This window comes from Thermodesulfitimonas sp. (assembly GCF_052743955.1).
Genome location: NZ_JBRAIN010000031.1, coordinates 1 through 17402 on the forward strand (window position 1 = coordinate 1; position 17402 = coordinate 17402).

20 protein-coding genes are annotated in these 17402 nt (G+C 58.3%); all 20 read right to left on the reverse strand.

The window, feature by feature from the left end:
• Positions 1-390, reverse strand: a 390-nt coding sequence (locus ACUVTA_RS04060) for a TIGR00725 family protein (protein WP_445951694.1), incomplete at its 3' end; no start/stop codon positions are given.
• 27 nt (positions 391-417) lie between these two features.
• Positions 418-1080 carry a redox-sensing transcriptional repressor Rex gene (locus ACUVTA_RS04065; RefSeq protein WP_445951695.1) on the reverse strand — a complete coding sequence of 221 codons (663 nt, stop codon included), beginning with the start codon at positions 1078-1080 and terminating at the stop codon, positions 418-420.
• A 248-nt stretch (positions 1081-1328) separates the two neighbouring features.
• On the reverse strand, positions 1329-1982 hold the full coding sequence (rpe, locus tag ACUVTA_RS04070; RefSeq protein ID WP_445951712.1) for a ribulose-phosphate 3-epimerase: 654 nt from the start codon (positions 1980-1982) through the stop codon (positions 1329-1331).
• On the reverse strand, positions 1982-2857 hold the full coding sequence (gene rsgA / locus ACUVTA_RS04075) for a ribosome small subunit-dependent GTPase A (protein WP_445951696.1): 876 nt from the start codon (positions 2855-2857) through the stop codon (positions 1982-1984). Before rsgA ends, rpe begins: the two co-directional genes overlap by 1 nt.
• A gap of 16 nt (positions 2858-2873) precedes the next feature.
• Positions 2874-4670: a protein kinase domain-containing protein gene (locus ACUVTA_RS04080; RefSeq protein ID WP_445951697.1), complete on the reverse strand. Its 1797-nt coding sequence runs from the start codon at positions 4668-4670 to the stop codon at positions 2874-2876.
• Between the two features lie 35 nt (positions 4671-4705).
• Positions 4706-5410 (reverse strand): Stp1/IreP family PP2C-type Ser/Thr phosphatase, encoded by a 705-nt coding sequence (locus tag ACUVTA_RS04085; RefSeq protein ID WP_445951698.1) that lies wholly within the window; start codon positions 5408-5410, stop codon positions 4706-4708.
• A 3-nt stretch (positions 5411-5413) separates the two neighbouring features.
• Positions 5414-6481: a 23S rRNA (adenine(2503)-C(2))-methyltransferase RlmN gene (gene rlmN / locus ACUVTA_RS04090; RefSeq protein ID WP_445951699.1), complete on the reverse strand. Its 1068-nt coding sequence runs from the start codon at positions 6479-6481 to the stop codon at positions 5414-5416.
• A gap of 59 nt (positions 6482-6540) precedes the next feature.
• Positions 6541-7923: a 16S rRNA (cytosine(967)-C(5))-methyltransferase RsmB gene (gene rsmB, locus ACUVTA_RS04095; protein WP_445951700.1), complete on the reverse strand. Its 1383-nt coding sequence runs from the start codon at positions 7921-7923 to the stop codon at positions 6541-6543.
• A gap of 22 nt (positions 7924-7945) precedes the next feature.
• Entirely contained in the window at positions 7946-8878 is a 933-nt protein-coding gene (gene fmt, locus ACUVTA_RS04100) for a methionyl-tRNA formyltransferase (RefSeq protein WP_445951701.1), read from the reverse strand.
• Between the two features lie 60 nt (positions 8879-8938).
• Entirely contained in the window at positions 8939-9391 is a 453-nt protein-coding gene (gene def, locus ACUVTA_RS04105; protein ID WP_445951702.1) for a peptide deformylase, read from the reverse strand.
• A gap of 30 nt (positions 9392-9421) precedes the next feature.
• Positions 9422-11647 (reverse strand): replication restart helicase PriA, encoded by a 2226-nt coding sequence (priA, locus tag ACUVTA_RS04110; protein WP_445951703.1) that lies wholly within the window; start codon positions 11645-11647, stop codon positions 9422-9424.
• Positions 11640-12851: a bifunctional phosphopantothenoylcysteine decarboxylase/phosphopantothenate--cysteine ligase CoaBC gene (gene coaBC / locus ACUVTA_RS04115; protein WP_445951704.1), complete on the reverse strand. Its 1212-nt coding sequence runs from the start codon at positions 12849-12851 to the stop codon at positions 11640-11642. Before coaBC ends, priA begins: the two co-directional genes overlap by 8 nt.
• A 35-nt stretch (positions 12852-12886) precedes the next feature.
• Complete coding sequence (gene rpoZ, locus ACUVTA_RS04120; protein WP_445951705.1) at positions 12887-13093, reverse strand: DNA-directed RNA polymerase subunit omega; 207 nt, start codon at positions 13091-13093, stop codon at positions 12887-12889.
• Between the two features lie 35 nt (positions 13094-13128).
• On the reverse strand, positions 13129-13719 hold the full coding sequence (gene gmk / locus ACUVTA_RS04125; RefSeq protein WP_445951706.1) for a guanylate kinase: 591 nt from the start codon (positions 13717-13719) through the stop codon (positions 13129-13131).
• Positions 13716-13985 carry an extracellular matrix/biofilm regulator RemA gene (remA, locus tag ACUVTA_RS04130; RefSeq protein WP_445951707.1) on the reverse strand — a complete coding sequence of 90 codons (270 nt, stop codon included), beginning with the start codon at positions 13983-13985 and terminating at the stop codon, positions 13716-13718. Before remA ends, gmk begins: the two co-directional genes overlap by 4 nt.
• A gap of 72 nt (positions 13986-14057) precedes the next feature.
• A complete protein-coding gene (locus tag ACUVTA_RS04135) occupies positions 14058-14918 on the reverse strand; it encodes a YicC/YloC family endoribonuclease (protein ID WP_445951713.1) in 861 nt (286 codons plus the stop codon).
• Between the two features lie 161 nt (positions 14919-15079).
• Positions 15080-15724 (reverse strand): hypothetical protein, encoded by a 645-nt coding sequence (locus tag ACUVTA_RS04140; RefSeq protein WP_445951708.1) that lies wholly within the window; start codon positions 15722-15724, stop codon positions 15080-15082.
• A 256-nt stretch (positions 15725-15980) separates the two neighbouring features.
• A complete protein-coding gene (locus tag ACUVTA_RS04145) occupies positions 15981-16283 on the reverse strand; it encodes a DUF3794 domain-containing protein (protein WP_445951709.1) in 303 nt (100 codons plus the stop codon).
• A gap of 167 nt (positions 16284-16450) precedes the next feature.
• Positions 16451-16888: a DUF3794 domain-containing protein gene (locus ACUVTA_RS04150; RefSeq protein ID WP_445951710.1), complete on the reverse strand. Its 438-nt coding sequence runs from the start codon at positions 16886-16888 to the stop codon at positions 16451-16453.
• Positions 16889-16912: 24 nt separating this feature from the next.
• Positions 16913-17380: a DUF3794 domain-containing protein gene (locus ACUVTA_RS04155; RefSeq protein WP_445951711.1), complete on the reverse strand. Its 468-nt coding sequence runs from the start codon at positions 17378-17380 to the stop codon at positions 16913-16915.
• Between the last annotated feature and the right edge of the window lie 22 nt (positions 17381-17402).

The following is a 17402-nucleotide window of genomic DNA, read 5'->3' on the forward strand; positions in this document are numbered from 1 at the left end:
GGTCACCCCAGGCACATCCGGAAAAGAGAAGGCAAGCGCGATCACCGACTTGCCTTTTTTAAGCGCCAAAGCCACCTCAGAGAGTGTTCCGTACCCCCCGCCCACCGCGATCACAACATCGGCAGCGCAGGCGATAATAGCGTTTCGTGCGTCGCCCAAGCCAGTGGGAAGGGATACCTGTAGATAAGGGTTCGCCTCCGACCGGTCCGGCCCGGGAAGGATGCCAACCGTTACCCCGCCCCCCTCGCGTGCCCCGCGCGCGGCGGCGGCCATCACCCCGCCCCGGCCACCGCAAATGAGGATGCCTTGCCGCCGCGCAATCTCATAGCCAACGCGGTAGGCTATCGCCTCGATCTCTGGGGAACAGCTTGCCGATCCAACTACGGCCACGTAGCAAGAGCGCTTTCTCATAGGCGGCTACAGGTTACTTTCAAACCAGGCGGAAGGGTAGGTTTCCCGCAGGTTCAGGTAGAAGGTGAGCACCTCGAGCTTAATTGATAAATCCACGTTCCGGACCACTACATCCTCGGGCACCTGAACAACCGTCGGCCCGAAAGTCAGGAGCGCGTTAACACCGGCTTTTACCAGAATCTCGGCAACCCCCTGGGTCTCCGATTGGGGCACCGTAATGATGCCGATCCGGACGTTATGCTCGGCCACTACTTCTGGGATCCGCTCGACCGGCAGGACCTCAAGGTCCTGTATTCGCTTGCCTATCTTTAAAAGGTCGTTATCGAAAACGCCCACAATGTTAAACCCCCGGTCCCTAAACCCGCCGTAGGTACAAAGCGCAGTTCCTAGGTTCCCCGCACCCACTAAAACAACCGGCCAAGGCCTGGTAAGACCCAGAATTTTAAGGATGTAATGCATCAGATCCTTAACGTTATAGCCAACGCCCCGCGTGCCAAACTCGCCAAAATAAGCAAGATCTTTGCGGACCTGCGCGGAGCTTACGCCGACCCCTTTAGCAATTTCGTTCGAAGAAACCGTAACCACACCGTCTTTCTCGAGACGCTGTAGATAGCGCGAGTAGATCGAGAGCCGGCTAACTGTAGCTTCCGGTATCCGCAAAATCTTCAATCCAGGTGCCTCCTCACCTTCCCCTGCACTACCCATAGGCCACCGCAGCGGCATGGTCCGCGGTACTGTCCCTTTTTCCCGGTTATCAAGCGCCAGATTATGAGCAAAAACTTCCTGCCGAAAGAGATCGCTCGATACAGCCGATTTCGTGCGAAAATAACGCCAGACAAAGGAATTTGGGAGACGCTAATTTAACAATTACTATTATTAAACCGCCGGTTGGCATATCAACGATTTTGAGAAAAATGTCACGTAGCTGACACTGCGGCGAGAGCCCGGACAGTAGCACCCGGATCATCCGCCAGAAAGACCGCCGAACCCGCAACAAGAACCCCGGCTCCCGCTTTTACCGCTAGCGCCGCCGTTTGTGTATCAATCCCGCCATCAACCTCAATCTCCGCCTTCAGGCCCTGCCGGTCGATTAGCGCGCGCAACGCGGCAATTTTGGGTAACATCGTTTCGATAAACTTCTGCCCACCAAACCCTGGGTTAACGGTCATGACCAGCACAAGGTCCACCAGATCTAGCACGTGCTCGATCGCCGTAAGCGGCGTCGCCGGGTTAAGCGCAACTCCTGCCCGCACGCCAGCCATTTTAATAGCCGTCAAAGTGCGGTGGAGGTGGATACAGGCCTCGGCGTGGACCGTAAGGATATCGGCCCCCGCGCGAACAAAGTCATTCAGGTAACGCTCCGGAGCGGTAATCATCAGGTGCACGTCGAAAACGAGCCGGGTGTGGGGGCGCAGGGCCGCGATAACCGGCGGCCCAATTGTTATATTCGGCACAAAGTGACCGTCCATAACGTCAATGTGCAAGTAGGAGGCGCCGGCGGCCTCTACCTTTTTCACCGCTTCAGCCAGGTAAGCAAAATCAGCCGCAAGTATGGAGGGAGCGACTTTTATCAAGACCAGAACCTTCTTTCTTTCTCCTTGAGTTCCCGCAAGAAACTGAGATAATTTCGGTAGCGGAAGGGCGCCACCGTGCCCTCTTCGACGGCCCGGCGCACCGCGCAGGCCGGCTCCTGAACGTGCAGGCAGTCGTTGAAGCGACACCCCGCGCCTGCCGCAGCAATCTCGGGGAAATAACCGGCCAGTTCTGCGGCGGGAATATCCGGTAGGTCGAGCTGCGTAAAACCTGGCGTGTCAGCCACAAACCCGCCACCAGTCAGCGGCAACAGCTCAACAACCCGGGTCGTGTGGCGCCCGCGCCGCGTTTTGGGGCTTATTTCCCCGGTTCTGAGCCGTAAACCCGGCTGAATCGCGTTGAGAAGGCTCGACTTTCCGGCACCCGAAGGACCGGCAAAGACGCTTATCCGGCCTGCAAGCGCATCCCGTAGCGCCCCTACCCCAGCGCCATTCAAAGCACTCGTGAGGACTACCTGGTGGCCAACCGTACGGTAAACCGCTACCTCTGAGGGCAGCATATCCCGAGCCAGATCGAGCTTATTAAAGCAAATAAGCGCTTCAATGCCTGCCGCCTGACTTACTACCAGGAGTCGGTCCAGAAGCCCAAAATTAGGCTGCGGGTCGCGGATGCTGAAGACCAACACCGCAAGCTCTACGTTGGCCACGGGTGGCCGCAAAAGCACGGTCCGACGCGGCAGAACCTCTTCTACTACGCACCCTCCCGCTTCTGCTGCCCCAACTTTGACCCGGTCACCCACTAAAAGGCCCGCCGTCACCAGGCGCCGCCGGGGTAGACATTCTTTAACCGCGCCGTTAACCATCACGTAGCAAAAGCCGCCGTAAAACTTGATCACCCGCCCTTCAGCTATCATATGGCCCCCACCCTGGTTAAGAGAGGGTCTGTTCCCGTACCAGTTGCCTGTCGAGGTAGACCCGGATGGTAGCCTTACCGTAATAGACAACTGGCTGAACGACACGTTTACCTCCCTGATGAACAGCGTTGTACGCCTCCGTGGCCCCCCGGGCATCGTCAACCGTAATCCGCACCGTGTGTTGCTGTCCGTCATCAGGGACCTGGAGAAAGACGCTGGCCTCCCGCGGCGCCGGCCCCGGACCGTCGCTTACCGTCACCGTAATGGTCCGCCCCAATTCGAGATTGGTACCAGCAGGAGGGTTCTGCGCGCAAACATATCCTGCCAGGTACTCCGCACTCGCCGTATGGGCTATTTCCGCACCGAGTACAAACCCCGCCCGCGCAACCGCTTCCTTAGCTGCCTCCAGACGAAGACCGACCAACTGCGGGACTGCTTTCAGTACCGGGCGCGGCCCTTTACTAACAAACAGATCGACCAGGCTACCCTTAGGTCGCGAAGTACCCGGTGCCGGGTCTTGGTCAACTACCAGACCCGCCTCTACCGTTTCACTATAGACCTCTTTTTTCTGGTTCACACTAAAACCTTCGTTCACCAGCAATATTTCGGCATCCTGTAACAATTTGTGCCGTACATCGGGTACGGTCCGCATCTCTGGGCCCAGGCTTACTACCAAAGTAAGGAGCCGCCCCTTTTTCACCCGGCTTCCCGGTACAAGGTCCTGTTTGATAACCTTACCTTTCGCGATGCTAGCATCGTACGCCTCTTGTACCTGATAGCGTAAGCCGTTTTTCTCCAAAACCTGAGCTGCGGCGCTTAGCTCCATCCCCCGGACATCCGGCACCGCAACCTCCGGTACGTGCACAAAGCACCTGAACCCCCACCAACCAGCCATTAGCACCGTAACCAAGATAAGCCCCAGAACAACGTAACCAGCAGGCCGGAGCCGCCGCTTCCGGGAAGGCGAAGCGGTGCCCACGGGGCAATCTTCGGCAGGTAGGGATTCCAGGACCCGCCCCAGGTCAGCCGCCATAGCCGTTACCGACTGGTAGCGGAGGGCCGGGTTTTTCGCCATCGCTTTTTCCACCACGGCGGCCAGAGCAGCCGGAACCTTCGGATTCAGCTCCCGAAGCGGCGGCGGCTGGTCTTGAATATGCTTTATGGCTAACGCTACCGGATTTTCCCCTAGAAAAGGCGGCCTGCCGGTCAGCATTTCGTAAAGCACCGCCCCGAGGGAGTAAATATCCGACCGCGCGTCTGCGTTCTCCCCGCGCGCCTGTTCCGGGGAAATATACTGCACCGAACCTATGAGTGCCTTAGTCGCCGATATCGTCCCGCTGCCCATTGTGCGGGCAATGCCGAAATCAGTAAGTTTCGCCCCTCCCTCCGGCGTTACAATGACGTTATGGGGCTTCACGTCCCGGTGGACGATGCCCCGCCGGTGGGCGTGACCGAGTGCATCACAGAGGTCCCGGGTGATGCTAACCGCGCACCGCAGGTCTATTTTCCCTTCTTTGATGAGGGATTTAAGGTTCGTACCGTCTACATACTCCATGACCAGGTAGTGCAGATCACCGTCTTGGCCCACGTCAAAAACGCTCACAATGTTAGGATGGCTAAGGCTCGCCACCGCCCGGGCCTCTTGGCGGAAGCGGCGCACAAAATCCTCGTCACGCACGTACTCCTCCCGCAAGACCTTGATGGTCACGTTGCGGTTCAGCAACATATCCTGGCCAAGGTAAACAACGGCCATCCCCCCGCCACCGAGTTTTTCGATTACGCGGTAACGGTTTCCTATTACCCGGCCGATCATCGTCCGTTTAAAGTTCTCCTTTCCCATTTACGCCGTCACATTTTGATCAGGATTACTGTAACGTTGTCTCTCCCGCCCCGCTCCAGGGCGAGTTGCACGAGTTCCTCCGCCTGCCGCGCCACCACCCCACGGGAAATTACCCTTAGGATGTCTACCTCGTCTAAATGGAGCGTAAGGCCGTCCGTGCAGAGGAGAACAGCATCGTCCGCCACCAGAGAAAGCCGGCCCGTATCCACCGCCACTGTCGGTTCCACGCCTATAGCCCGGGTCAAAACGTTGCGCCCAGGATAAGCCCAACCCTCTCCTACCGGCCGGTGTCCCTCACGGAGAAACTCGGTAAAAAGGGAGTGGTCGCGCGTAAACTGGGTAATCTCTCCTTTCCGAACGAGGTAACCGCGGCTGTCGCCCACATGGACCCAAAAGAGTTCTCTCTCTTTAAAGATACAAGCGGTCAAAGTCGTGCCCATCTCTTTGTATGCCAGGTTCGTCTGCGCCAGCCGGTAAACTGCCTCATTCGCCGCCGCGGCGGCGCACGTCAGGGCTGTTGCCGGGTCGCTTTCTCCCCAACACCCCACAGCCGCCGCGAAAGATTCAAGAGCTACCCGGCTCGCGACCTCACCCGCCAAATGACCGCCCAGGCCGTCAGCCACGGCAAAAAGCCCTCGCTCCGGAAGGGCAAGATAAGCATCCTCATTTTTCTCCCGGTGCAGACCCCGATCGGTGACCGCAGCCCACTCCACGCTTCACTTGTCCTCCGCTAAGACCTGTTTTTCACCAACCGCCTCCCAGGATTTAGCCCGGCGCAGCTGGCCGCAGGCGGCAGTGATTTCCCCGCCAACCTCCCGCCGGACGGTAACCGCGATCCCGTGTTTTTTTAAAAAGTCCCTAAAAAGCCGCACCTTCTCTGGTGCCGGTGCGCTATAAGCACGCTCGGATACCTGGTTAAAGGGTATCAGGTTTACGTGGCAGAGTAACCCCTTGAGAAGCCGCACCAGTACGGCCGCCGCTTCTAGACCGTCATTAAGTCCCGCAACCAAGGTGTACTCAAAGGTAACCCGCCGCCCCGTCGCCGCGATATAATCCTGGCAGGCGGGTATAAGCTCTTCAAGCGGGTAGCGCCGGTTCACTGGCACCAGTTGGTCACGTAGCGAGTTATCCGGCGCGTGGAGGGAGACAGCCAGGCCGAACTCGCGCCCGAGGCGCGCCAGAGCCCGAATACCCGGAACAACACCACAAGTGGAAACAGTAATCCGCCGCGCCCCGATTCCTAGCCCGGCAGGGTGGGTAATGTTTTGCAGAAAGCAAAGCGTGCTAGCAAGATTATCAAAGGGTTCTCCCATACCCATCAGTACTACGTGACTGATTCGATCTTTGACATCCTTCTGGACGAAAAGGACCTGGTCGTAGATCTCCCCTGCCGTCAGGTTCCGCACCAGACCTCCCAGTCCCGAAGCGCAAAGGCGGCACCCCATCCGGCACCCCACCTGAGTTGAAACACAGACGGTCCGCCCCCAAAGCCGCCGCATAAAAACCGTTTCCACCGTTTCCCCGTCGCGCAGCTTAAAGAGGTACTTTCGGGTGAGGCCGTCATTACTCTCTCGGCAGGCGACAATCTCTGGGTAAGCGATAAAGGCGCAGGCGTCAAGCTTTGCCCGCAGGCCGAGTGGTAGATTAGTCATTGCCGCAAAAGAGGTTACCCCCTTGACAAAAAGCCAGTCGATCACCTGCCGGGCCCGGAACCGCGGCTCCCCCAGCCCCGTGATAAACGCCTCTATTTCGCTAAAGGAAAGAGCCTTGATATCCGTTTTCATTTACACCTCACCCTTTATCTTAATTCGCCTCCCAACCGCCAAACCCTTCCGGTTTTAATTTAGGCTTCCCCACCAGAAAGTATCCGCCGGAAGCGGGCGATGAAAAAACCGTCTAGCCCTTGGTACGGAAAGAGTTGCACAAAACCCTCTTTCATAGTCCCTTTGAGATCCAACTCGCTGGGAAGGAGAGGGCGCAGGTCTTCCAGAACAAACTCCGGATGGTCCGCCAGGAACTGTCGCACCTGCGCCTCGTTCTCCACCCTGTTTACCGTACAGGTGCTGTAGACCAGCACCCCACCCGGCCGCAGGGCCGCCGCCGCGCCCCGCAAAATCCGCCGCTGCAGCGCAACCAGGCCCGGAATCTGCTCAGGCTGCTTGCGCCAGCGGCTGTCCGGCTTCCGGCGCAGCACCCCGAGACCGGAGCAGGGAGCGTCAACCAGAATAAAATCCGCCGCCAACCTGAACTGCCGGTCGACCTCCTGGGCGTCGCCCAGAATAGCATTAACGCTTTTGAGCCCAAGCCGCGCGCAATTTTCACGTACCAGCGCCAGGCGGTGCGGGTATATATCGAGCACCAGTATCCGGCCCCGATCACCCATCAACTCCGCCATATGTGTGGCTTTGCCCCCCGGCGCCCCGCAAACATCCAGGACGAAAGACCCGGGGGTAGGGTTTAGAGCCCGCGCCACCAGCATCGAACTCTCGTCCTGAACACAAAAAAGCCCCTCGCGAAAAGCCGGAAGGTCCTGAAGATTATAAAAACCCCGCACGGAAATGCCCTCGGGCGCGTAGCGCGTCGGGAATGCCGGCAGGCCGGCTTCTTCTTTCAACCGCCGCAGCAGTTCCTCCCGGTTAGTCCGGAGAAAATTCGTCCGGACCGTGGTAGCCGGCGTCTGGTTGTTCGCATCGCAGATGCGGATCGTCTCTTCGATACCCAGTTCCTTGAGCCACAATTCGACAACCCACGTAGGGTGGGAGTATTTCAGCGCGATGTGGTCAACCGGATTTTCCTCGCGGTCGGGAAAGCTGATCTTTTCTTTTTCCCGCACCACCCGCCGCAGAACCGCGTTGACAAACCCGGTAAAGTGCGGGGCGGCATATTTTTTCGCTAGTTCCACCGCCTCGTTACAAGCAGCCGCCGGCGGGATCCGGTCAAGGTACAAAATCTGGTAGACCGCGAGGCGCAGGATGTTGCGAATCCACCTATTCTGGCTGCTGAGTGGCTTCCGGAGGAAACGGGCCAGCACCCAGTCGATAGTATTGAGGCGCCTGAGGGTCCCGTAGCTTAACTCGGTGAGGAGTGCCCGTTCGGGCCCTACGGGCTGATATTTCGCCACCACCCTGGTCAGAGCAATATTAGCATAGGCACCCTCCGCATCAACTTCATCCAAAACCTTGAGCGCAAGTTCGCGCGCACTACAGCTCGTCATCGGTCGGTACAAAACTTACCCCCAGTTGCGTCCCTTACTTGCCCAAAAGATAACCTTCCGGAACAGGATGGCCGCGCAGAAAAGCAGCCACCGGTAGCCGCCGCCCGCCAGCGACCTGTAGTTCCAAGATGACCACCGCCCCGTCCGCTACCCGGACAGTTATCCCGCCGGGACCAATAGCGATAATCTGGCCCGGCACGCCAGGAAAATCCCCCTTAATCGCTTTAACGCGCCAGATCTTCAGCAACTGCCCTTCAAGATATGTTCTGGCCCCCGGCTTGGGGTCAAGAGCCCGCACCTGGTTTCTGATTACTTCACCAGGCCGGTCCCAGACGATAAGTTCGTCCTCCGGGGTAAGCGGTGGTGCATAAGTGGCTTGGGCATGATCCTGCGGTTGACGCCGGAGGGTTCCCGCTTGAAGAGATTCTAAGGTTTCAAGCAGAACCTGAGCGCCGAGATGGGCCAAGCGCCGGTAAAGAGAACCAAAGGTTTCCTCCTCCCCGATAGCCACCCGCTGCTGGAGCAGAATGTCCCCTGTATCTATCCCCTCGTCCATCAGCATGGTCGTAATCCCCGTCTCCCGCTCGCCATTCATAATCGTCCGCTGGATCGGCGCTGCCCCCCGGTACCGCGGTAAAAGTGAAGCGTGGACGTTAATGCACCCGTAAGGCGGGAGCGAAAGCACCGCTGCGGGAAGAATCTTGCCGTAAGCCACCACCACGATTGCTTCCGGAACCGCAGCCCGAAGACGCCCGAAAAAATCGGGGTCCTTTAAGCGCGCCGGCTGCAAAACCGGAATACCCCGGGCCAAAGCCACCTCTTTTACCGGCGGCGCTGCCGGTCGCTTCCCGCGCCCTTTAGGTTTATCGGCCTGCGTCACCACCAAGTCTACCCGGTGCCCCCTATCGAGAAGGGCCTCGAGAGACGGAACGGAAAACTCCGGTGTCCCCATGAAGACAAGCCGCAAAACTCCCGGCCCCCATTCTTCCAGCGATTGACCCCGCGCAACACAGGGTGTTAGGTCGCTTCAACCCTTTACGATTTTCAGCGCCCGGTCAATAAAAAGGATCCCGTCCAGGTGGTCAATCTCGTGCTGCAACGCACGGGCAAAAAAACCCTCAGCCTCAATTTCGACCGTCTCTCCGGAGCGGCTCAACCCACGGACCGTGACCGCAGCAGCCCGCGTCACCTCACCCCAGACCCCCGGAATGCTGAGACAGCCCTCCCTGTCTGTTTCCGATCCTGCAACGGCTATGATTTCCGGGTTGATCAGCTGGTAAAGCCCCTTCCCCGCGTCGACCACGATGACCCGCTTCGAAACACCAACCTGGGGCGCTGCCAGCCCCACGCCGTGATAGGCATACATCGTTTCGGTCATGTCGTCGAGTAAACGCAACAGGGCCGGTGTGATCTTCGTAACCGGCTGGGCTTTCTCCCGGAGAACAGGGTCGCCTATCTCGACGATTTTAAAGACCGCCATCCGAAACTCCTCTCTTCTAAGGAAAAGATTCTACAAGATGCTCACCGGATCGACATCCACACTTATCCTGACTCCCGAACCGCGACGGCGCCCAAAGGACGTTAAAACCTCGCGGCAAACCTCACGCACCGCCTGCCCATTTTTCCCTTTTAGAATAATATGCCACCGGTAGAAACCCTTTAATTTACCGAAAGGACAGGGGGCGGGCCCGAGAACGGTTTTTCCCCTTCCTTCTCTTCCCACCAAATCTCGTACCGCAGTCCCAAAAGCCGTCGCCTCCCGTACCACTTTTTCCTCCGCCTCCCCGCTGAAGACTACCCGCACCAACGCGGCGTACGGCGGGTACCCGAAGCGCTGTCGCAAAGCAAGCTCCCGCCGGGCGAAAGAGAAAAAATCCTGCCGGGCGCTGTAGCGGACTGCGTAATGCTCCGGACAGTGGGACTGGATCACCACCTCGCCGGGCAAAGGCCCGCGCCCGGCACGCCCCGCCACCTGGTAGAGAAGCTGGAAAGTCCGTTCGGCAGCCCGAAAATCGGGTAATAGCAAGGTTGTATCCGCGTTAAGGACGCCGACAAGCGTAACCCCAGGCATATCTAGCCCTTTCGCGATCATTTGCGTCCCGATAAGGATGTCGATCTCGCCTCTTTTAAAAGCGTCGAGAAGCGCCGCGTGACTGCCCCGGCGGGCCGTTGTTTCCGCGTCCATCCGGGCAATGCGGGCTTCCGGGAAAAGCGCCCGCGCCTCCTCCTCGACCCGTTGCGTCCCGGCGCCAAACCAGCCGAGCCGCTCGTTGCCGCACCGGGGGCAGCATGGGCGGTAACGGGCCCGGTAATAGCAGTAGTGACAGAATAGGGTATCCGGCCGGTGGTAACTAAGTGCAATATCGCAATTGGGACAGCGGATAACGTGCCCGCATGCCTGACAAAGCACAAAGGCCGCAAACCCTTTTCGGTTAAGAAAAAGAAGGACCTGCTCCCGTTGGCTTACTTTCTCCCGGACCCGCTCGGCAAGAAACTGGCTAAACAGAGATACGTTACCTACCCGGAACTCTTCCCGCAGGTCAATAACCCGTACGACCGGCATAGGGCGCCCATCAACCCGGGTGTTTAGCCGCAACTGCCGGTACCGCCCGCTAAGATACCGGGCAACCGATTCAAGGGCCGGCGTTGCGCTGCCGAGTACCGCCACCGCCCCTTCCAGCCTGGCACGGGCCAGCGCCACCTCCCGGGCGTGGTAGCGGGGCGATTGTTCCTGTTTATAGGCAGGCTCATGCTCTTCGTCCACCACGATCAGCCCGAGCCGCGCCGTTGGCGCGAAAACCGCCGAGCGCGCGCCCAGCACCACCCCTGCCTCGCCCGTACGTACCCGCTCCCACGCGTCGTGCCGTTCTGCCGGAACCAGAGCGCTATGGGTTACCGCCACCTGATGGCCAAAGCGCGCTTTAAACTGAAGCACCATCTGGTGCGCCAGGGTAATTTCGGGGACGAGGACAATAGCCTGCCGCCCAACACTTAAAGTCGCCGCCACGGCGCGCAGGTAAACCTCCGTCTTACCGCTCCCCGTCACCCCGTGGAGAAAAAAAATCTCCGGCCGACCCGCCGCAATCGCCTTCTCTATTTCGCTAAACGCGCCCTCCTGCTCCGGTGTCAAGAGCGGGGGAGGGCTCGGGTCAAGCGCCACATCCTGGTAAGGCTCCCGGCGGAGGCTTACCTTTTCGCTGATCACCAGGCCTTTTCTGATTAGGGCCGCCACCACGCCGGCGCTGACACCCGCCTCGCGCATCAAGGCTTGCCGCGCCATCCCCGGCTGGGCCGCAAGAACGCTGAGCGCCCGCGCCTGGGCGGGCGCCTTCAGCTCCTCTATCGCCCCGAGAACCTCGCTGGCATCGCCGCAGGGCCAGAGCCACTCTGCTTCCTTCCGCTTACTACCCTTCGGTGCCGGCCCGCTTACCGCCACCAGTGCGTCTATCAAGGTACAGAGATACCGGGAGGAAAGCCACCCGGCGAGGGTAAGTAGGCCTGCAGGGATTGGCTTGTCTTCCAACACCCTGATAATTTCCCGGGTTTTGATCCCTGGGGGGCAATCAGTAGTTACGTCCACCACGAATCCGTAAACAACCTGCCTCCCGAAGGGAACCATCACCCGAACGCCCGGAACCACCGCACCTTCTAAAGCAGGCGGCACAGCGTAAGTAAATATCCTCTCACTGGGCACGGGCCGATCAACCACGACCTGCGCAAATTTCCGTTCATCCACGGCCCACCTTATCCTCCCGTAGCTCCAACACAGCATCCAGGATGCGGTGGGCTACAGCGTACTTATCCACTTTCGGCAGTTCAAGGAACTGCCCGTCACGGAAAACGAGGCTCACGACGTTCGTATCGACCGCAAATCCTGCCCCTTCCTGCCGCACGTCGTTCGCAACCACCAGGTCCAGATTCTTTTTTAACGCCTTCGCCTGTGCGTGCGCCACCAGATCCCCCGTTTCGGCAGCAAAACCAACCAGGAGCCGCTTCCCCTTCACCCTGCCGAGCTCCTCCAGGATGTCGGGGTTCGGAACAAGTTCTAACGACAGAGAAATAGTTCCTTTTTTTATCTTCTCCTGAGAGAAAATGGCAGGCCGGTAATCACTTACCGCCGCCGCCATAACTACCACGTCGGCCGCCCCAAAAGCTTCTAACACCGCTTCCCGCATTTCCAGGGCTGTTTCCACCGCTTTGAAGGCGATACCTGGGGGTGGGGGAAGCGTTGTCGGGCCACTAATCAAAGTTACACGGGCACCCCGGTCCCGGGCTGCCCGCGCCACCGCGTAACCCATTTTCCCGGAACTCCGGTTTGTCAGATAGCGTACCGGGTCTATAGCTTCCCGGGTCGGTCCCGCAGTTACCAAAACGCCTATACCCGCCATATCTTTGGGCACCAGGGCTCCCCGGATGAACTCCACCGCCGTCTCCGGCGGCGGCAGCCGCCCTGGACCGGTTTCGCCGCAAGCCAGGCGTCCGGTTTCCGGAAGCACAATAATATAGCCTCGCGCCGCAAGCCGGCGGAGATTCTCTTGAACCGGAGAACTCGCGTACATCCGGGCGTTCATTGCCGGGCAGATAACCACCGGCCCTTCGAAAGCCAAGAGAAGGGTGGTCAACAGGTCGGATGCTAAACCCCACGCCGCCTGACCAATAAAATGAGCTGTCGCCGGGTAGATAACCAGCAAGTCACTTTCCCGCGCCAACGTAATGTGCGGTAGGGGGTCGGCGCCTTCAAAGAGCCCGGTATAAACCGTACCGCCGGATAGAACCTGCAGGGTGAGCGGGCTGATGAATTCCTGCGCCGTGTGGGTCATCACCACCCGCACCCCAGCGCCTTCGTCTCGTAGGCGGGAGACAAGTTCAGCCGCCTTGTAAGCCCCGATACCCCCCGTCACGCCGACGGTAATTCTTTTTCCCTCAAGTAGCCTGACCATTGCCATCTAACGGTACCAGTCTATAGGTAGGAATACTACTTAACACCCTTTTTCGGCAGGGTAAACTTAACCTTGCCCGCCGCAATATCCCGTAACCCTTGCGAAACCGGTTTAATACTGTCATCCAAGAGGCCCGCATTGATCTTGTCCGTCACGTGGCGGGCCTGCTTGGCTGCAACAATTGCCAGTATATAACGATTCTTAGAAATTTTGAGTAGGTCGTCGAGCGACGGTTCGTTCATCGGCATACTCTCTTATCCTGATCCCCCTTTATCCCTTACACGAAATCAAGATTTAGGTAGCGCGGTCGGCATTTTTCAGCCGTTCTAATTGCGTTTATCTTGCCTACAACCTCATCTACACGCTCATTAATGATGGCATAATCATAATTGCGGTAAAACGAGAGCTCCTTCTGCGCCCAGCGCAGTCTCTCTTCAACCGCCGCGCCACTTTCGGTTCCTCTCCTGGTCAATCTCGCCCGTAACTCCGTAAGCGACGGTGGGAGAATAAAGATCAAGATGCTATCGGGAACCCTCTCCCGGACCTTGAAGCCTCCCTGAACGTCGATTTCAAGGACCACATCTCTGCCCGCGGCCCGCGCCTCTACTACCGGTCCGAGCGGTGTGCCGTAGTAGTAAGAATAGACGCGCGCCCACTCTAACAACTCGTCCTGCGCAATCAACTGTAGAAAACGCTCTTCCGAAACAAAAAAATAATCTTCGCCCTCTTTTTCCCCGGCACGCGGCGGGCGCGTGGTCATAGAAACGGAGAGGTAGAGCGACGGGTCGCACTCGACCAGCCTGCGACAGATAGTCCCTTTCCCCACTCCCGAAGGACCGGAGAGCACCAGGAGGAGCCCCGTACTCAATCCTTCTGTTCCTCCGCGCCCGCACCCTTCGGCGTAAGACGGTGCGCCACCGTCTCGGGCTGCACGGCGGAAAGGATAACATGGCCCGAATCCATGATGATGACTGCCCGCGTCCGCCGGCCGTACGTAGCATCGACCAACATTCCGCGGTCGCGGGCTTCCGTAGTGATCCGTTTGATCGGCGCTGATTCGGGACTCACAATAGCGACAATTCTGTTTGCCGAAACGATATTCCCGAAGCCGATGTTTATAAACTTGCTATCCAAGAAACTCCCCTCCTCAGCATTTTTAAGTGATTCAAAGGGTTAAATTCGGTGCCAGAGGCCCTCAAGGAAGGCTTACTCCAGATTCTGAACCTGCTCCCGCATCTTTTCGACTTCGCTCTTCGCTTCAATAACAAGCTGGCTGATGCTCAGGTTTTGAGCTTTAGCACCGATGGTGTTAAGTTCCCGGAAGATCTCTTGGAGCAAGAAATCAAGCTGCCGGCCCACCGGCCCGCCCACAGTTAGCGTTTCCCCAGCCCGCGCAATGTGGCTTTTGATCCGAACGACTTCCTCGCTGATATCCGCCCGCTCGGCCAAAAGCGCTACCTCCGCTGCCAACCGTTCCGGCCCGAGCACGGCGGCGAAATCCTTGAGCCGCTCCGCCAGCCTTTCCCGGTAAGAGCGCGCTACCTCGGGTACTTGTCCTTCAATCAGCCCGCAAATTGAGGCCAGACGTTCCAGACGCCGGCGAATGTCTTCAGTCAGGATGCGGCCCTCCACTTCTCTGGCCGTACAAAGCCGCCTGAGCGCTTCCCGCGCCGCCCCCTCGATCAAAGGCCATATCCTGCTGACGTCAACCGGGATTTCGTTAACCTTTAAAACACCTGGTTGGAGGACGATATCCTGCAAATGGGCTGTCCCTGCAAGCCCCAAACAGACCCGCAAATCTTCCATCGCCTTATAATAAGCGGTGGCTAGCTCCTTGTCAACGCTTACTGCTATATTTTTACTGCCCTGCTCTTCAATCTCCACATAAACGTCAACCCGGCCCCGGACTACCTCCTCACGCACCAGACGCCGCAACGCATCCTCGCAAGAAATGTAGGCCCGCGGTAACCGGATTACCACGTCGCAGTAGCGGTGATTGAGCGTCTTTATTTCCACCGTGACTTTACCGTCCGCACCAACCGCTTCGCCGCGCCCGTAGCCGGTCATGCTTCGCAACCTTCTCCCACCCCCTTTGATTCGCACCTCGTTTGAGGTTGTTTTCTGCTCGAAGTAAAAAATCCCTGCAAAATAAAAAGCCCGTAACCAATTTTAGATTGGTTTGCGCTTTAATTCAAGTAAAAAAACTACTTTCGCTAATTTCCGTTTGGTTACCAGCCGCGTGCACCCTCGATTATATAATTGATGCCGTTGATGGAAATAACCATTCGCCCTTTCGGTAGTTTCCCAAGGTAAGCTTCAAATTCTTTCAGCTCTTCTACTATCCGTGTTTCATCCGGCAGCACGCCGCTTTCCGGCCGCACAGCCTCCGCCGCCTCCAGCGCATCCGCCTCGCTGCCGCCAGCACCCTCATCCCCAGCCGCCGCAAAAGGCCTGATTACAAGATCCCTCTTTTCTTGCTCCGCGGCCACGCTTGCGGGAAAAGCCGGCCGCTCGGTAGCCACATCGAAACACGCGCTTACCAGCCAGCTTTGTCCCTCACTGGTGACATTGGTTGTCACACCGGTCACCACCAGCGCCACAGTATCACCGCGTTCTCCGCCCGCCGCAGCCGGCACCACACCGCGCAGCAGACGCGGCACGCACTTCACCCGGTAGGCAGGTTCGCCATCAACCCCCACCATGCTGTAAAGGACGAGGAGTTCCGCCAGCCCGAAGACGACGACTTCACCCGGATGGCGGACAACCTCTCCCAATTCCACCCGCCCTGGGTGGCAGGCGATTACCGCTCCTCCAAGTGGTAAATTGAACGTTACTTCTGCCGTCAACCGGCAATTACCGGTAGTTTCCGTCACCGCTTTCACCTCCACGTTACAAATGAGGGCGGGAGCGCCGCAGGGCGCTCCTACTTTCCCCCGCCGTGCCGTTTTTTTCCCCGCACGCAACACTCTCAGACAGTATAGGGATCGACAACCGGCGCGACAACGGCCACATCGATCTGCTCCGGGCGCAGAACCTTGAGGTTCACTTCCACAACCGTCTTCTGTTTCGCTGCCACAACACAGCCCTCAGTGTCACTTTCAAGCGGAATGAAGAAGTTGCAGCCGTCCTTTACTCCGGCCGCCTCGACCTGGCAGATATCCCCCGGCTGTGCCCCGGGATTTCCACAAACCCGGCAAAGGGCAGCACCAGTTCATGGTAAATCAGGTGGCCCTCCCGGCAACCACACTCGTTCGGGGGCTCTTTGTAAATGAGGTTTTTCTGTAACTCCCCGTTAAAGACCACCTTATCGGTACAGACATGACAGCCGGTGATCTTGACGTCGGTCCGCCCCTCCACCACCTTGAAAACCGGCGTGCAGAATTTAATCCTGTCGCTCACTACGAGCACCTGGGTGGTCGCTTCGCCCACCATATCGGCTTTGATGAGGATGAGTCTACCTCCCTCAACTCAAGAATTATAGCCGATTCACTGCCGCTCAACAGCTCGGTAGCTTACACCGTCGCTATCACCCCGGCCCCGCCTTTTTACCGAGCACCAACCGCCGGCCTGTGACGTGGTAGCATTGCAACCTGACAGGACTATACCACAACCTGTTCGACGCGGGTTACCTTCAGTTCCACCTCGACGATCACCTTCTCCACAGCAATCCTGATCCCCGCCGCGTCCGCCATCAGGGGAACCAGGAAGTTGCCATCCCCAACCCCGGCAGATTCAACCTGGCAGTTGTCGCCCGGTTTGGCACCGGGAAGCGCCACGAAACCGCTGAAGGGCAACTTCATCTCGTGGTAAAGAATCCTCCCCTCGCCGGTGGCGGGATGCGGTTGCTCTTTGTAAATCGGGTTTTTGGTTAGTGTCCCGTTAAACAGCACCTTGTCAGTGCAGACAAGGCAGTGGTCGATGCTCACCTCGGCAACCTCATCGAGAAGGCTGTAAACAGGTGTGTGAAACGTTACCGGCTCACTCACGATGAGAAGCTGGGTTCTGGCCTCGCCCACCACTTCGGTCTTGATGCGCACACTCACGCCCTCCTTGGTTTAACGTCAGGCGCTTACCACAACCTCGATCTGTTCGGTGCGCACGACCTTCACGGTGATGTCCACGATGGTCTTCTGCATCGCTTCCTCCACGAGTTCAACCGCACCGCAGGGAATGGTTCTTGTCGGCAGCAGAAAATTACAGTCTTTAGCGCCGGCAAACTCGATCTGGCACCCGTCGCCCACCTGTGCACCTGGCACGTCAACAAACCCGGCAAACGGCACCTCTACCTCCACCCAGCGGACCTCGCCGGGCGTCTTCGTATCGGGCTGCCCGGCCTTGTAAATGATGTTTTTGACCAGCCTGCCGTTAAAGATCACCTTATCCGTGCAGACCAGGCAGTCGCTGACCTCGGCCGTAAGGTCCTCTTGGATCACCTTGTAAAGTGGCGGGTCAAACCGTATCGCGTCTTTGATCACCAGCACCTGCGTCGTTGCCTCACCAACCACCACTTCCGTTTTGATCAGCGCCATTATCCTCTCCCCCTCACAAGTT

Bases quoted from the DNA above. Each gene is read 5' to 3' on its own strand.
- rsgA (WP_445951696.1), bottom strand. From the start codon at position 2,857: ATGATAGCTGAAGGGCGGGTGATCAAGTTTTACGGCGGCTTTTGCTAC.
- ACUVTA_RS04080 (WP_445951697.1), bottom strand. From the start codon at position 4,670: ATGATCGGCCGGGTAATAGGAAACCGTTACCGCGTAATCGAAAAACTC.
- rlmN (WP_445951699.1), bottom strand. From the start codon at position 6,481: ATGAAAACGGATATCAAGGCTCTTTCCTTTAGCGAAATAGAGGCGTTT.
- def (WP_445951702.1), bottom strand. From the start codon at position 9,391: ATGGCGGTCTTTAAAATCGTCGAGATAGGCGACCCTGTTCTCCGGGAG.
- coaBC (WP_445951704.1), bottom strand. From the start codon at position 12,851: ATGGTCAGGCTACTTGAGGGAAAAAGAATTACCGTCGGCGTGACGGGG.
- rpoZ (WP_445951705.1), bottom strand. From the start codon at position 13,093: ATGAACGAACCGTCGCTCGACGACCTACTCAAAATTTCTAAGAATCGT.
- ACUVTA_RS04135 (WP_445951713.1), bottom strand. From the start codon at position 14,918: ATGACCGGCTACGGGCGCGGCGAAGCGGTTGGTGCGGACGGTAAAGTC.
- ACUVTA_RS04145 (WP_445951709.1), bottom strand. From the start codon at position 16,283: ATGGTGGGCGAAGCGACCACCCAGGTGCTCGTAGTGAGCGACAGGATT.
- ACUVTA_RS04155 (WP_445951711.1), bottom strand. From the start codon at position 17,380: ATGGCGCTGATCAAAACGGAAGTGGTGGTTGGTGAGGCAACGACGCAG.